Source organism: Vibrio sp. S9_S30, from assembly GCF_014694455.1.
GTDB lineage: Bacteria > Pseudomonadota > Gammaproteobacteria > Enterobacterales > Vibrionaceae > Vibrio.
The window spans coordinates 1-13,609 of sequence record NZ_JAAUWT010000014.1; the positions used below are offsets into that span (position 1 = coordinate 1).

9 protein-coding genes, 7 tRNA genes and 1 rRNA gene are annotated in these 13,609 nt (G+C 45.2%); 14 read left to right on the forward strand and 3 right to left on the reverse strand.

What is annotated here, in order from left to right; translation table 11 throughout:
* The first annotated feature begins 7 nt into the window (after nucleotides 1-7).
* The 3 genes from rrf (at nucleotide 8) to HC752_RS16400 (ending at nucleotide 386) form a co-directional block, all read left to right on the forward strand.
* Nucleotides 8-124 (forward strand): 5S ribosomal RNA (rrf, locus tag HC752_RS16390).
* A 39-nt stretch (nucleotides 125-163) separates the two neighbouring features.
* Nucleotides 164-240 (forward strand) — tRNA-Asp (locus HC752_RS16395).
* 69 nt (nucleotides 241-309) lie between these two features.
* Nucleotides 310-386 (forward strand) — tRNA-Trp (locus HC752_RS16400).
* A 114-nt stretch (nucleotides 387-500) separates the two neighbouring features.
* Here HC752_RS16400 and ilvY read toward each other — a convergent pair.
* Nucleotides 501-1,370, reverse strand: a complete 870-nt coding sequence (gene ilvY / locus HC752_RS16405) for an HTH-type transcriptional activator IlvY (RefSeq protein ID WP_190336251.1) — start codon at nucleotides 1,368-1,370, stop codon at nucleotides 501-503.
* 160 nt (nucleotides 1,371-1,530) lie between these two features.
* On the opposite strand from ilvY, the gene ilvC reads away from it, so the two are divergent.
* On the forward strand, nucleotides 1,531-3,015 hold the full coding sequence (gene ilvC / locus HC752_RS16410) for a ketol-acid reductoisomerase (RefSeq protein ID WP_190336252.1): 1,485 nt from the start codon (nucleotides 1,531-1,533) through the stop codon (nucleotides 3,013-3,015).
* Between the two features lie 225 nt (nucleotides 3,016-3,240).
* On the opposite strand, the gene ubiK is transcribed toward ilvC, so the two are convergent.
* Nucleotides 3,241-3,492 carry a ubiquinone biosynthesis accessory factor UbiK gene (gene ubiK, locus HC752_RS16415; RefSeq protein ID WP_190336253.1) on the reverse strand — a complete coding sequence of 84 codons (252 nt, stop codon included), beginning with the start codon at nucleotides 3,490-3,492 and terminating at the stop codon, nucleotides 3,241-3,243.
* Nucleotides 3,493-3,675: 183 nt separating this feature from the next.
* Between ubiK and rep the strand changes: the two genes are divergently transcribed.
* A complete protein-coding gene (gene rep / locus HC752_RS16420; protein WP_190336254.1) occupies nucleotides 3,676-5,691 on the forward strand; it encodes a DNA helicase Rep in 2,016 nt (671 codons plus the stop codon).
* A gap of 125 nt (nucleotides 5,692-5,816) precedes the next feature.
* On the opposite strand, the gene HC752_RS16425 is transcribed toward rep, so the two are convergent.
* A complete protein-coding gene (locus tag HC752_RS16425) occupies nucleotides 5,817-6,230 on the reverse strand; it encodes a c-type cytochrome (protein WP_190336255.1) in 414 nt (137 codons plus the stop codon).
* Nucleotides 6,231-6,595: 365 nt separating this feature from the next.
* Here HC752_RS16425 and HC752_RS16430 point away from each other — a divergent pair.
* The 9 genes from HC752_RS16430 (at nucleotide 6,596) to HC752_RS16470 (ending at nucleotide 13,484) form a co-directional block, all read left to right on the forward strand.
* A tRNA-Arg gene (locus HC752_RS16430) sits at nucleotides 6,596-6,672 on the forward strand.
* 40 nt (nucleotides 6,673-6,712) lie between these two features.
* Nucleotides 6,713-6,788, forward strand: a tRNA-His gene (locus tag HC752_RS16435).
* An 85-nt stretch (nucleotides 6,789-6,873) separates the two neighbouring features.
* Nucleotides 6,874-6,950: transfer RNA gene (locus HC752_RS16440), tRNA-Pro, on the forward strand.
* Between the two features lie 43 nt (nucleotides 6,951-6,993).
* Nucleotides 6,994-7,069 (forward strand) — tRNA-His (locus tag HC752_RS16445).
* Nucleotides 7,070-7,121: 52 nt separating this feature from the next.
* Nucleotides 7,122-7,198: transfer RNA gene (locus HC752_RS16450), tRNA-Pro, on the forward strand.
* An 835-nt stretch (nucleotides 7,199-8,033) separates the two neighbouring features.
* A complete protein-coding gene (locus tag HC752_RS16455) occupies nucleotides 8,034-9,749 on the forward strand; it encodes a dipeptide ABC transporter ATP-binding protein (RefSeq protein WP_190336256.1) in 1,716 nt (571 codons plus the stop codon).
* Nucleotides 9,750-9,826: 77 nt separating this feature from the next.
* Nucleotides 9,827-11,377, forward strand: coding sequence for an ABC transporter substrate-binding protein (locus HC752_RS16460; RefSeq protein WP_190336257.1), 1,551 nt, complete (start codon nucleotides 9,827-9,829; stop codon nucleotides 11,375-11,377).
* A 188-nt stretch (nucleotides 11,378-11,565) separates the two neighbouring features.
* Nucleotides 11,566-12,543 (forward strand): ABC transporter permease, encoded by a 978-nt coding sequence (locus HC752_RS16465; RefSeq protein WP_190336258.1) that lies wholly within the window; start codon nucleotides 11,566-11,568, stop codon nucleotides 12,541-12,543.
* Between the two features lie 2 nt (nucleotides 12,544-12,545).
* Nucleotides 12,546-13,484, forward strand: a complete 939-nt coding sequence (locus tag HC752_RS16470) for an ABC transporter permease (RefSeq protein ID WP_190336259.1) — start codon at nucleotides 12,546-12,548, stop codon at nucleotides 13,482-13,484.
* Nucleotides 13,485-13,609: the final 125 nt, after the last annotated feature.

Here is a 13,609-nt window from a genome sequence, read left to right on the forward strand (position 1 = left end):
GAATTTGCTTGGCGACCATAGCATTGTGGACCCACCTGATTTCCATGCCGAACTCAGAAGTGAAACGCAATAGCGCCGATGGTAGTGTGGGGTCTCCCCATGTGAGAGTAGGACATCGCCAGGCTTTGATTTTGAACACTTGCTAAGGCAAGTTTTCCACTGCGGAGTGGTAGTTCAGTTGGTTAGAATACCGGCCTGTCACGCCGGGGGTCGCGGGTTCGAGTCCCGTCCACTCCGCCATTTATTTAAGAAGCCTCACCTTGTGTGAGGTTTTTTTGAATCTGATCATTGAAGGTTCAATGCCGTTTTAGGGGTGTAGCTCCAATTGGCAGAGCAGCGGATTCCAAATCCGCGTGTTGGGAGTTCGAATCTCTCCACCCCTGCCATCTTCAAAGCTCTGACTTCGGTCAGAGCTTTTTTGTTTTGGTGCTTTTACAAAGTGTGCTATTGGGAGTTGGGGGGCTAACCTAATTGAATGGTTGTTTTTTGTATACCAAGATTTAGACCAAATCCCAAAGTGCTTTGATGAGCGGATTTGATATCTGTGCTTGCTGGCAGCACACGCCTAGCTGCAAAGGTTTGAGAGGCATAACTTTTAAACGTTCGACTTTGTCTCGCACTGGGCTATTGTTGATCACTACGTCAGGTGCGAAGCCGACACCACACCCTAATGCGACCATGCTGACGATGGCTTCATGCCCAGCGACTTGGGCGTAGACATTAGGCTTGAGTTTCATTTTTTTAAACCAGTGATTCGCTCTGTCTCTGGCGGTGCCTGCCTCTGGGACGATAAAGGGAATCTTAGACCAGTCTGGACTTTCACGGTTTAACTGGGAAGCGAAGCTGCTGATGCCAGAAGGCGCAATAACCGATAAAGGAATATCGCAGATGGTTTCGAACATCAATCGTGAAGGAAGCTGATCGGGCTTAGCCGAAATGGCGATATCGGCTTCATCATTCAAAACTTTATCAATAGCTTGGGCAGGATCCCCTGTAGAAAGCTTTAATTCGATATTAGGGTACTGCACTCGAAAGTCGCTGAGCAAATCCGGTAAATGTGAGTAGCTTGCCGTTACCGAACAGAATAACCTCAGCTCTCCCGCCAGCGAATCCGACTCCTCCGATATCGAAGAGCGAAATTGATTCCACTCCCCTATCATCTGAAGCGCGACAGGTAAGAGTTTTTTCCCTGCTGGCGTAACATCAACACTACGATTGTCTCTTAGAAACAATGTTTGCTCAATTTCGTCTTCTAGTTTTTGTATTTGACGGCTGAGGGCAGACGGACTGATATGCATCGCCGAGGATGTTTTGCTAAAGCTACGACTGTCGCAAAGGTGGACAAAGTATTGAAGGTTCTTGATGTTCATAATGGTGCCATTGAAGCGATATTAAGATAGCAATGTTGCATTTTATGCAACTACTGATTGTGAATATATCACTTTGAGCAATTAAATGTCTGAATTAGTATAAGGATATTCGACGTTATACCGTCGACCTAATGGATAAATTACACAGGAGCTCCGGAAAATGGCTAACTACTTCAACACTTTAAACTTGCGTGAGCAGCTAGACCAATTGGGTCGCTGCCGTTTTATGGATCGTAGCGAATTTGCTACAGAAGCGGATTACCTAAAAGGCAAGAAAGTGGTCATCGTTGGTTGTGGCGCACAGGGTCTGAACCAAGGTCTGAACATGCGTGATTCTGGCTTGGACGTTTCTTATGCGCTTCGTCAAGCAGCCATTGATGAGCAGCGCCAATCGTTCAAAAATGCAAAAGACAACGGTTTTGAAGTCGGCAGCTACGAGACGCTTATCCCGCAGGCAGATTTGGTTGTTAACCTGACTCCAGACAAGCAACACAGCAATGTTGTTGAGACGGTAATGCCTCTAATGAAAGAAGGCGCGGCATTGGGCTACTCTCATGGTTTCAACGTCGTTGAAGAGGGTATGCAGGTACGTAAAGACTTAACGGTTGTGATGGTTGCACCTAAGTGCCCTGGTACAGAAGTTCGTGAAGAATACAAACGTGGCTTTGGTGTACCGACCTTGATTGCTGTTCACCCTGAAAACGATCCGAAGGGCGAAGGCTGGGATATCGCAAAAGCTTGGGCTGCGGCAACGGGTGGTCACCGTGCAGGTTGTCTGGAGTCTTCATTTGTAGCGGAAGTGAAATCCGATCTTATGGGCGAGCAAACGATTCTGTGTGGCATGCTTCAAGCTGGTTCGATTGTCTGTTACGAGAAAATGATTGCTGATGGTATTGATGCTGGTTACGCAGGTAAGCTTCTGCAGTACGGTTGGGAAACCGTGACAGAAGCACTTAAGTTCGGTGGTATCACTCATATGATGGATCGCCTATCTAATCCTGCAAAAGTGAGAGCGTTTGAACTGTCTGAAGAGTTGAAAGATCTTATGCGTCCGCTTTACAACAAGCACATGGATGACATCATTACTGGTCACTTCTCTAGCACGATGATGGCAGATTGGGCAAATGATGATGCGAACCTGCTTGGTTGGCGTGAAGAGACAGGCGAAACCGCCTTTGAAAATTACCCTGAGTCTGACATTGAAATCCCTGAGCAAGAGTACTTCGACAACGGTATTCTCATGATTGCCATGGTACGTGCGGGTGTTGAGCTGGCTTTTGAAGCAATGACCGCGTCTGGCATTATTGATGAGTCTGCTTACTATGAATCTCTACACGAGCTCCCATTGATTGCGAACACTATCGCACGTAAGCGTCTGTACGAAATGAATGTCGTTATTTCAGATACAGCGGAATACGGTAACTATCTGTTTGCTAACGTAGCGACTCCGCTTTTACGCGAGAAATTCATGCCGTCAGTCAACACTGATGTTATCGGAAAGGGGTTAGGTGAAACTTCTAACCAAGTGGATAACGCTCGTTTAATTGAAGTGAATGACGCGATTCGTAACCACCCTGTTGAATACATCGGTGAAGAGCTACGCGGTTACATGACCGACATGAAACGCATTGCTGTTGGGGGTTAATGGGTGAATTAGGCTTCCAAACTCGTGTTGAAGGTGGGCATAAGTTTCAAACTGTGCACCTTCACCTAGAAGAGTGGATCTATTTCTACATAATCGACAACACTTATTCTTGCGATGAACTCCAGAAGACTGGAGTCGATACTACAAAAAGTCAACACAACACATAATAAAAGGCTTGCTTTGTCGTTAGAGCAAGCCTTTCTTTTTGCCTGAAGGAAGTGCTTTCTATTGATTGGTCAGCTTTTCTTCTAAATCCGCCAGTTTTTGCTCCATCTCTGTCAGCTTTTGGCGAGTGCGCAGCAATACTTGAGTTTGCACATCAAACTCTTCTCTGCTGACCACATCCAGCTTGTTGAGTTGACCTTGGATAACTTGGCGAACCTTTTGTTCTACGTCCGTACCGAGCTCTTTAACGGGTTGAGGCATTGACTCATGAATTTGTTTGGCGATTTGTTCGAGTTTCTTGGGATCAAACATGGGGGAACTCCTTTCAATTTAACCTCATTTTATGTAATTCGCTGGTCGTTGTCGTTAGTCTTTAGCAAGAAAGATGCATGCGACAATGAATTTCCAATCTTTGCTGAACGATTTCTTGTTGGTATAAAAACAAGGAGAGAATTACACTATGCTTCCTGAGATTGCATTTGAACGAGAGCCACAATGAAGCTGAACCCCAGACAAGATGAAGCCGTGAAATACGTATCAGGTCCCTGCTTGGTACTGGCAGGTGCAGGTTCTGGTAAAACTCGCGTGATCACTAACAAAATTGCTTACTTGGTTCAGCAGTGTGACTACAAAGCGCGGAATATTGCGGCGGTGACCTTTACCAATAAAGCGGCTCGTGAAATGAAAGAGCGAGTGGGTCAAACTCTGGGGAAGCAAGAGTCTAAAGGACTGATGGTTTCGACATTCCATACGTTGGGTTTGAATATCATTCGCCGTGAATACAAGGCGCTGGGTTTAAAAGCGGGTTTTTCTCTGTTTGATGATCAAGACCAGTTAGCATTGTTAAAAGAGCTTACTGAAAAGCAGCTTGATGGCGATAAGGACTTATTACGTTCTTTATTGAGCCATATTTCTAACTGGAAGAACGATATGCTTTCGCCAGCCCAAGCCATCGAGCGAGCGAGAGGCGAGCAGGAACAATTGTTTGGCCATTGCTTCGAGCTGTATCAGAAGCAAATGCAAGCCTACAATGCCTTAGACTTTGACGATCTCATTGCGTTGCCCGTTTTTCTACTGAAATCGAATGAAGAGGTGCGTCAACGTTGGCAAAGTCGCATTCGCTATTTGTTGGTCGATGAATATCAAGACACCAACACCAGCCAGTACGAGCTGGTTCGGTTAATCGTAGGGGAGCGTGGTCGATTGACCGTTGTCGGAGACGATGATCAGTCTATCTACTCTTGGCGCGGGGCTAAGCCTCAAAACCTTGTCTTGCTCGGGGAAGATTACCCCAATCTTCGTCTTATCAAACTCGAACAAAACTACCGTTCAACCAGCCGTATTTTGCGCAGCGCGAATATTTTGATTGCCAACAATCCGCATGTTTATGAAAAAAAACTGTTTTCTGAAATTCCAGATGGCGAAATGCTGAAAGTGTTGACCGCAAAGAATGAAGAGCATGAAGCGGAAAAAATCACCGGTGAGCTGATTGCGCATAAGTTCCTTAATCGGACAGAGTACAAAGACTACGCGATTTTGTACCGAGGCAATCATCAATCTAGATTGATTGAAAAGTCACTCATGCAAAACCGAGTGCCTTATAAAATCTCTGGTGGCACCTCCTTTTTTGCTCGTTCAGAAATTAAAGACATCATGGCTTACCTTCGTATTCTGGTGAATCCGGATGACGACAATGCATTCTTGCGAATCGTAAACACACCAAGGCGAGAAATTGGTCCTGTTACGTTGGAAAAGCTCGGCAGTTACGCCAATATGCGAGGAAAAAGTTTATTTGAAGCCAGCTTTGAGCTGGGGCTTGAGCAGCATCTTACTGGACGGGGGTTAGAAAACTTGCGTAAGTTTGTTCAGTGGGTTGTCGCGATATCCGACAATGCAGAAAGAGGCAATACGGTCGAAGCGGTTCGTTCATTGGTGAGAGACATTCACTATGAAGACTGGTTGTACGAAACGTCGCCAAGCCCGAAAGCGGCTGAAATGCGCATGAAAAACGTGTCGGACTTATACAGTTGGATAGTGGCGGATCTCGAAGGAGACAACTACGACAATGAAGAGAAAACATTAAAAGAAGTGGTTCAGCGACTGACGCTACGCGACATGATGGAGCGAGGTGAAGATAACGATGATGCCGATCAAGTCCAATTGATGACATTGCACGCGTCTAAAGGGTTGGAGTTTCCTTATGTCTACTTACTTGGTGTAGAAGAAGGTATCTTGCCCCATCAAACCAGTATTGATGAAGAAAACGTAGAAGAAGAAAGGCGTTTAATGTACGTAGGTATTACACGTGCGCAGCGAGAGCTCACGTTTACCATGTGTCGTGAACGTCGCCAGTATGGAGAGTTGATCAAGCCTCAGCACAGTCGCTTTCTCGATGAACTGCCATTCGACGATGTCGAGTGGGAACAAGCCAAAAAGAAAATGTCACAAGAAGAAAGAATGGAAAAAGGTCAGGCGCACATCGCTAATTTGAGGGCGATGTTTAAAAAGTAGATTATGGTTGTATCAATGATGCTCATGGTACACATGGTATCTGAGCCACGATTGTGGCTGTGTTCATGCAAAAAGAGCAACCGCTTGTCGCGCGTTGCTCTTTTTACTGAGATTCTCTTCGTTCGTTATAACCCTTCGATCATGTAGTTGATAGCCGCAACGATCTCTTCATCGGAACAATCCATACAAGCCCCTTTCGCTGGCATTGCGTTGAAACCATTGATGGCGTGATCCGTCAGGACATCCATTCCTTGCGCAATACGCGGAGCCCATTGCCCGGCATCTCCTTTGATCGGAGCACCGCTGACTCCCGTTCCGTGACAAGCGGTACAAAATACATTGTAAACCGAAGCGCCATCTCGAGGCCCTTTGGGCTCTGCTGAAACAGGCTCGCTCCCAGCAAGGTACACCTGGCCAACAGGCTTAATGCGATCTGAAATCGCATCGTATTCTTCTTGGCTGACTTTGGCTGCAAAAGAGAAATTTGAGAAGGTGATTGTAGCAGCCAATAGGCCAATAATTCGACGTGACATATCCATTACTCGCTATACATTTCCAGGCATTGATAAATACGATGTTTATCTCTAATTGGTTTATTATTCATCTAAGTCATTGACAGAGAGCCTTCACCGACGCACGGTTTATCAAAAAATACCGCAAATGATGCCTTTCTCTGTCGAAACTTACGTATTTTGATTGTCTAGGTGTAAAACACCTGTTAATTCATTATAAATAATAGGTGATTATAGCGACTCAAGTTGTTGCAATAAACAACAACTTGTTCGCGACATGGGTTTAATCACATCTCAATTGCCGAAAAAGGCAACAATCAATAAAAAAACTGCAAAAAACACTAGACGACACTTTGTGATATACGTATTATTCCACTCCGCCGATAGGGCATGCGCCCGTAGCTCAGCTGGATAGAGCGTTGGCCTCCGGAGCCAAAGGTCGAAGGTTCGAATCCTTTCGGGCGCGCCATCCGGATGCTTATGTAAATAGGTAATATTGGCAAGTAGTGGTGGCTATAGCTCAGTTGGTAGAGCCCTGGATTGTGATTCCGGTGGTCGCGAGTTCGAATCTCGTTAGCCACCCCATTATTTTGGTAGCTAAATCATTTAGTGATAGATTTGGTTCCCAGTTTTGATTGAGTTCGAAACAAAACACTCCTTGGAGTATCGTCGGTGAATAGCGCAGCTTGGTAGCGCATCTGGTTTGGGACCAGAGGGTCGGGGGTTCGAATCCCTCTTCACCGACCACTATTTCAATAGTTGTTGCTAACAGCTATGTAAAAAATTAGTGGTGGCTATAGCTCAGTTGGTAGAGCCCTGGATTGTGATTCCGGTGGTCGCGAGTTCGAATCTCGTTAGCCACCCCATTAATTTGGTAGCCTATAGGGTTCCCTGTTTTGACATCAAAACAAAATGTGTCGGTGAATAGCGCAGCTTGGTAGCGCATCTGGTTTGGGACCAGAGGGTCGGGGGTTCGAATCCCTCTTCACCGACCACTATTAAGAAGCCTCGTCAGAAATGACGAGGCTTTTTTGCGTTTCAACTTCACCAAATCTCAGAGCATAGGATCGTAGCTTGGGGGATCAGTCCGCAGGACGCCCTGTGTTGTATCCAACCCCTCTTCACCGATCACTATTTAGAAGTTTGTCAGAAATGACACGCTCAAGATATTGAGACCATCGCCGCTTCAAAATAGACCATACTTATTTTTTACTAAACATCAAAGTAACGTTGAAATGAACCTAAGTTCTTACTGAAAAATGGGCTACCTAACTTAATTTATGAGATTAAATACTTTTTAACTAGGTTTATTTGCTGAAAATAAGTTATGGAGCAATGAAAAATGCTTTTAATTTTGGAAGCTTAAAAACCACTTTGGATTTAAATGCCGTTATATCTGGTTTATTTGGTGTTCTGTGCTGTTCAATGGGTTTTTATATAGAGTTTGGATCTGAAAAACTGTGATTACTCGGATTATGTTTTTTATTTGTTAAAAAAGTAAGCGAATAAAAATTCCAAAATATGAATTGAGAATGTCTGATTAGTTAGCATATTTATGGTCGATACATTAGCATACCTTAATGAAATGCAAATAATAATTCTATTTCACATGGTTATTCACCTAGACTTACTAGTTTATTTTTTTGAATTATTATGCATTAATTCTGCTTTCTAACCTAGAATTTGCGCACATTTATGCTTTGTTTGTTGCTTTTGTGTGAAATTTTTGCCAAATTATTCGCCTGTTAAAAGCCGGATATAAAGCCGGATAGAGAATGGAATCAACTTACAGACAGGGCAGAAAACTGCCATAGCAGTAGAGGTCTGGTGATGTCACTATTAGAAGTTAAAAATCTTCGAATCGAATACCCGTCACGACATGGGGTTCATGCCGCCGTCAAATCGCTTTCTTTCAATATAGAGAGGGGAGAGATTGTGGGCGTTGTAGGCGAATCTGGTGCAGGTAAGTCTACCGTAGGAAACGCCGTTATTGACCTACTTAGCCCTCCTGGTGTGATTGCCAGTGGTGAGGTATTCCTTGATGGGAAAAAAGTGTCGGGGTTAAGCCCTGAGCAAATGCGCGGTGTGCGCGGATCAAAAATTGGATTTATCTTCCAAGATCCAATGACGTCACTTAATCCGTTATTTACGGTTGAACAACAACTGAAAGAAACCATTCATGCCAACATGAATGTCTCGGACACGGAAGCCTATAAGCGTGCGCTGTCTCTGATGAAACAGGTTGGTATCCCTCAACCTGAGAATCGCTTAAAGCAGTACCCTCACCAGTTCTCGGGTGGCATGCGCCAGCGCGTTGTGATCGCCATTGCTTTGGCGGGTGAGCCCGATTTGATCATCGCTGATGAACCCACCACCGCGTTAGATGTTTCGATTCAAGATCAAATCCTTAGCCTTATCCGTGATCTTTGCGTTGAGAAAAACGTGGGTTGTATGTTGGTTACGCATGATATGGGTGTGGTGTCGAACGTGACGGATCGAGTGGCGGTAATGTACCGTGGTGATCTGGTTGAGTTTGGGAAAACATCGAAAGTCCTTGGTGACCCAGACCATTCTTACACACGCAGTTTGATTTCTGCGGTTCCCCGTTCTGATGTGAAGCTGGATCGTTTTCCTTTGGTGAGCTACATCGAAGAAGCGCACGAGATGGCGCCATTAGACGTGAAAAATCACTGGTTGGGTCAAAGCCAAGACCACCGTGATTATAATGGACCGCTACTCAATGTGGAAAACGTCAACCTACGATTTGTTACCAAAGACTCTTTCTTTGAAAGTCGCCGTGAATACGTGCAAGCCTCTAATAATGTCAGCTTCGAAGTATTCGAGGGGGAAACATTTGGTCTTGTGGGCGAATCCGGTTCAGGTAAGTCGACCATTGCACGCATTATTGCGGGCTTGTACGCTCCTAACTCAGGTAAAGTTACGTTTGAAGGCATTGATTTAACCTCTCTAAAATCTGAAAACGAGCGTCGCCCTCTGCGTCGCCAGATGCAAATGGTCTTCCAAAACCCGTATACGTCAATGAACCCAAGGATGAAAATCTTTGACATTATTGCGGAGCCCATTCGCTTCCATAAACTGACGAGAAATGAGTCAGAAACGAAGCAGATAGTGGAAGATCTGCTTGAACATGTCGGCTTAGGTAAGATGGCTGGCGTGAAATACCCACATGAATTTTCCGGTGGGCAAAGACAACGAATTTCCATTGCACGAGCCTTGGCAACTCGCCCTAGGCTGCTTATTTGCGATGAACCCACTTCTGCATTGGATGTATCCGTGCAGGCACAGATTCTCAACCTCCTCAAAGATCTTCAAGATGAACTCAATTTGACAATGCTATTTATTAGCCATGATTTGCCGGTGATCCGCCAGATGTGTGACCGAATTGGTGTCATGCAAATGGGGACTTTGCTCGAAGTTGCTCCGACGGAACAGCTCTTTACTGATCCGCAGCATGAGTACAGTAAACAATTGATATCTTTGATGCCTGAGTTTACAGGCTTAAGAGAAGACATTAAATCCGCTTAACGGATTGATGAAAATGCAATAACACAACACAGACAACAACAAATAGGGATTTGGATTCCCGCATAAGGAGTTATGCAATGAAAACCATAAAGACTAAGTTAGCGATAGCCCTAATGGCTGCAGGCTTAAGTTTCAGTGTTGCGGCGGCAGACATTACCGTCGCTTATGATGCCGATCCAGTATCCTTGGATCCGCATGAGCAGCTGTCTGGCGGTACTTTGCAAATGTCTCACATGGTATTTGACCCTTTGGTACGCTACACACAAAGCTTGGATTTTGAAGCGAGATTGGCGGAAAAATGGGAGCGTGTTGATGACACAACATTCCGCTTCTCTATTCGTAAAGGTGTGAAGTTCCATTCGGGCAATGAGCTTTCTGCTGATGATGTAGTATGGACATTTGATCGTTTAAAAATTTCTCCAGACTTTAAAGCGATTTTTGAACCGTATGAAAAAATGGTAAAAGTGGACGATTACACGGTAGAAATTATTTCTAAAGGTGCGTATCCACTTGTGCTTCAAACGGCAACGTACATTTTCCCAATGGATAGCAAGTTCTACTCAGGTCAAACTGACGATGGAAAGGACAAAGCTGAAGTGGTGAAGCATGGTAACTCCTTTGCGTCAACTAACGTGTCAGGTACAGGTCCGTTTGTTGTTACTTCACGCGAGCAAGGTATAAAGGTCGTATTTGAGCGTTTTGATGACTACTGGGATAAAGATACAGGCAATGTAGACAAGCTAACCTTGGTTCCTATCAAAGAAGATGCAACGCGAGTGGCGGCTCTACTTTCTGGTGATGTGGACATGATCGCACCGGTTGCACCGAATGATCACGATCGTGTCGAGAAGGCTGATGGTGTGGATTTGGTGACTCTACCAGGTACGCGTATCATCACGTTCCAAATGAACCAAAACAGCAATGAAGCGCTGAAAGATGTGCGGGTTCGTCAGGCGATTGTTCACGCCATTAACAACGAAGGTATCGTGAAGAAAATCATGAAGGGCTTCGCGACGGCGGCTGGTCAGCAAGGACCTGTTGGTTACGCAGGCTATGATGCCAATTTGGTTCCACGCTATGACCTGAAAAAAGCGAAGCAGTTAATGAAAGAGGCGGGTTACGAAAACGGCTTTAGCCTTTCGATGATGGCTCCAAATAACCGCTATGTGAATGATGCAAAAATTGCTCAGGCTGCCGCCGCCATGCTTTCAAAGATTGGTATAAAGGTTGACCTGAAGACCATGCCTAAAGCGCAATATTGGCCCGAGTTCGATAAGTGTGCGGCAGATATGCTGATGATCGGTTGGCATTCAGATACAGAAGATTCAGCAAACTTCTCTGAATTCCTAACAATGACGCGTAACGAAGAAACGGGTCGTGGTCAGTACAACTGTGGTTACTATTCAAATGCGGAGGTGGATAAGTTGATTGAAGCCTCAAATGTTGAAACGGATCCTGCTAAGCGTGCAGCTATGCTCCAGAAAGTTGAAGCGACATTGTATAACGACGCGGCTTTTGTTCCTTTACACTGGCAAAACCTTGCTTGGGGTGCAAAGTCTAACGTAGATATCGCTCCAATTGTCAATGCGATGAATTACCCTTACTTTGGCGATCTAGTCGTTAAGTAAACGGAATGTTCACCACTTACGCCAGATGAGCATTGGCTTGTCTGGCGTATCATTAAAACAACCAACAGTCGGTGAATTTGAATAGATTCGTCTATTTGGTGCTTGGCTTTTTCTTTCGGTCGAGCCTAGTACCACTTTTGAGGCTGAAGGGTATTACATGAAAGTCATGGAAAGTTAAGGGGCAAGGAATGTTTACGTTTCTCGTCAAGCGCCTGTTTCAGGCACTGATAGTGATGTTTGTGATCAGTTTGGTGGCGTTTGCCATTCAGGATAACCTTGGCGACCCGTTACGGGAACTGGTCGGTCAATCCGTTTCGGAATCAGAACGACAAGTCTTGCGTGATGAGCTGGGGTTAAACGATCCTTTCATCACAAAATATACACGCTTCGTCGGTAATGCACTGCAAGGTGATTTAGGGACATCGTACTTCTTCAAGCGCCCTGCACTTGAAGTCATTTTAGATAAATTGGTCGCAACGCTAGAGTTGGTATTCGGCGCAACGCTGATCATCATTTTCTGTTCGATTCCACTCGGAGTGTATTCGGCGATACATCCAAAGAGCTTTTTCACTAAAGTTGTGATGGCGGGGAGTAGTATTGGTATCTCGGTCCCTGTTTTCTTAACGGCCATTATGCTGATGTATGTGTTTTCCATTGAATTGGGGTGGTTGCCCTCTTATGGACGAGGGGAAACCTCAAGCTTGCTAGGCTGGGAGTCGGGGTTCTTTACCCTCGATGGCTTAGCGCACTTAATCTTGCCATGTGTGGCTTTGTCTTCGATTATGTTGCCACTCTTTATCCGTTTGGTACGTTCAGAAATGCTGGAAGTACTGAGCTCTGAGTACATTAAGTTTGGTAAAGCCAAAGGGCTAGCACTGAACAAAATCTATTACCAGCACGCATTGAAGAATACGATGTTACCCGTACTGACGGTGGGGGGAGTTCAAATCGGTACGATGGTGGCGTACACCATTCTGACCGAAACGGTTTTCCAGTGGCCAGGTACAGGTTCCCTTTTCCTAGAAGCGATCCACCGCGTAGATACCCCTCTTATCACGGCATACGTGATTTTTGTTGGGCTGATTTTCGTGGTAACAAACACCATTGTTGACTTGCTGTACGGCGTTATCAACCCAACGGTTAACCTAACTGGAAAGGGAGCATAATTATGACGACTTCGACTGCTGTTCCTACTCGTTGGGAGCGATTTAAAAACTCGGACTTTTTGTACTACTTCCGTAGAGACAAAGTCGCGATGTTCAGTTTTACCGTGTTTATGCTGTTTTTAGTGATGGCATTGGCTGCACCCATCATTGCGCCTTCTGATCCTTATGACTTGTCGTCTATTGATATTATGGATTCAGAATTGCCTCCGTCTTGGATGGCGGACGGGGATGAACGATTCGTTTTGGGGACCGATGAGCAGGGACGCGATATTCTTTCCACCATTTTGTATGGTTCGCGCCTTTCCTTGGCTATTGGCTTTTTAGCGGTTGGCTTACAGCTGTTTCTCGGCGTTATTATCGGATTATCAGCAGGCTATTTTGGTGGTCGTATTGATAGTTTCTTGATGCGCTTTGCCGATGTTCAATTGTCATTTTCAACCATGATGGTAGCGATCATTGTCTCGGCTATTTTTAAAGCCAGCTTTGGTAGCGATTTTTACGCCCAATATGCGGTGGTGATGCTGGTGGTCATTATCGGTGTGGCGGAATGGCCGCAATATGCGCGCACCATTCGTGCGTCGGTATTGGCAGAGAAGAAAAAAGAATACGTTGAAGCAGCACGAGTCATGGGCTTTAAGTCTCCACGAATCATGTTCCGTCACATTCTCCCAAACTGCTTGTCACCGATTTTGGTGATTTCTACGGTACAGGTGGCAAACGCCATCATGTCGGAGGCGGCTCTATCTTTCTTAGGGTTGGGGCTTCCCGTTGACCAGCCTTCTTTGGGGGCGTTGATCAGTATCGGATTTAACTACATATTCTCTGGTGCTTGGTGGATCACCGCCTTCCCGGGATTGGTACTGGTTACATTGGTTCTTGTGATTAACATGCTTGGTGATTGGTTACGAGACGCATTTAACCCAAAAATTTATAAAGGGTGATCCAATACCATTGATTTCCCATCGGAAATATTCATAAACTTAAGAGCTGGCGTAAAGCGGGCTCTTTTTTTGCATTCACCTTTTTTTGCATTCACCTTTCTTTGCATTACATGGTTATGGAGGCA

Bases quoted from the DNA above. Each gene is read 5' to 3' on its own strand.
- ilvC (WP_190336252.1), top strand. From the start codon at position 1,531: ATGGCTAACTACTTCAACACTTTAAACTTGCGTGAGCAGCTAGACCAA.
- ubiK (WP_190336253.1), bottom strand. From the start codon at position 3,492: ATGTTTGATCCCAAGAAACTCGAACAAATCGCCAAACAAATTCATGAG.
- HC752_RS16455 (WP_190336256.1), top strand. From the start codon at position 8,034: ATGTCACTATTAGAAGTTAAAAATCTTCGAATCGAATACCCGTCACGA.
- HC752_RS16425 (WP_190336255.1), bottom strand. From the start codon at position 6,230: ATGGATATGTCACGTCGAATTATTGGCCTATTGGCTGCTACAATCACC.
- rep (WP_190336254.1), top strand. From the start codon at position 3,676: ATGAAGCTGAACCCCAGACAAGATGAAGCCGTGAAATACGTATCAGGT.
- HC752_RS16470 (WP_190336259.1), top strand. From the start codon at position 12,546: ATGACGACTTCGACTGCTGTTCCTACTCGTTGGGAGCGATTTAAAAAC.
- ilvY (WP_190336251.1), bottom strand. From the start codon at position 1,370: ATGAACATCAAGAACCTTCAATACTTTGTCCACCTTTGCGACAGTCGT.
- HC752_RS16465 (WP_190336258.1), top strand. From the start codon at position 11,566: ATGTTTACGTTTCTCGTCAAGCGCCTGTTTCAGGCACTGATAGTGATG.
- HC752_RS16460 (WP_190336257.1), top strand. From the start codon at position 9,827: ATGAAAACCATAAAGACTAAGTTAGCGATAGCCCTAATGGCTGCAGGC.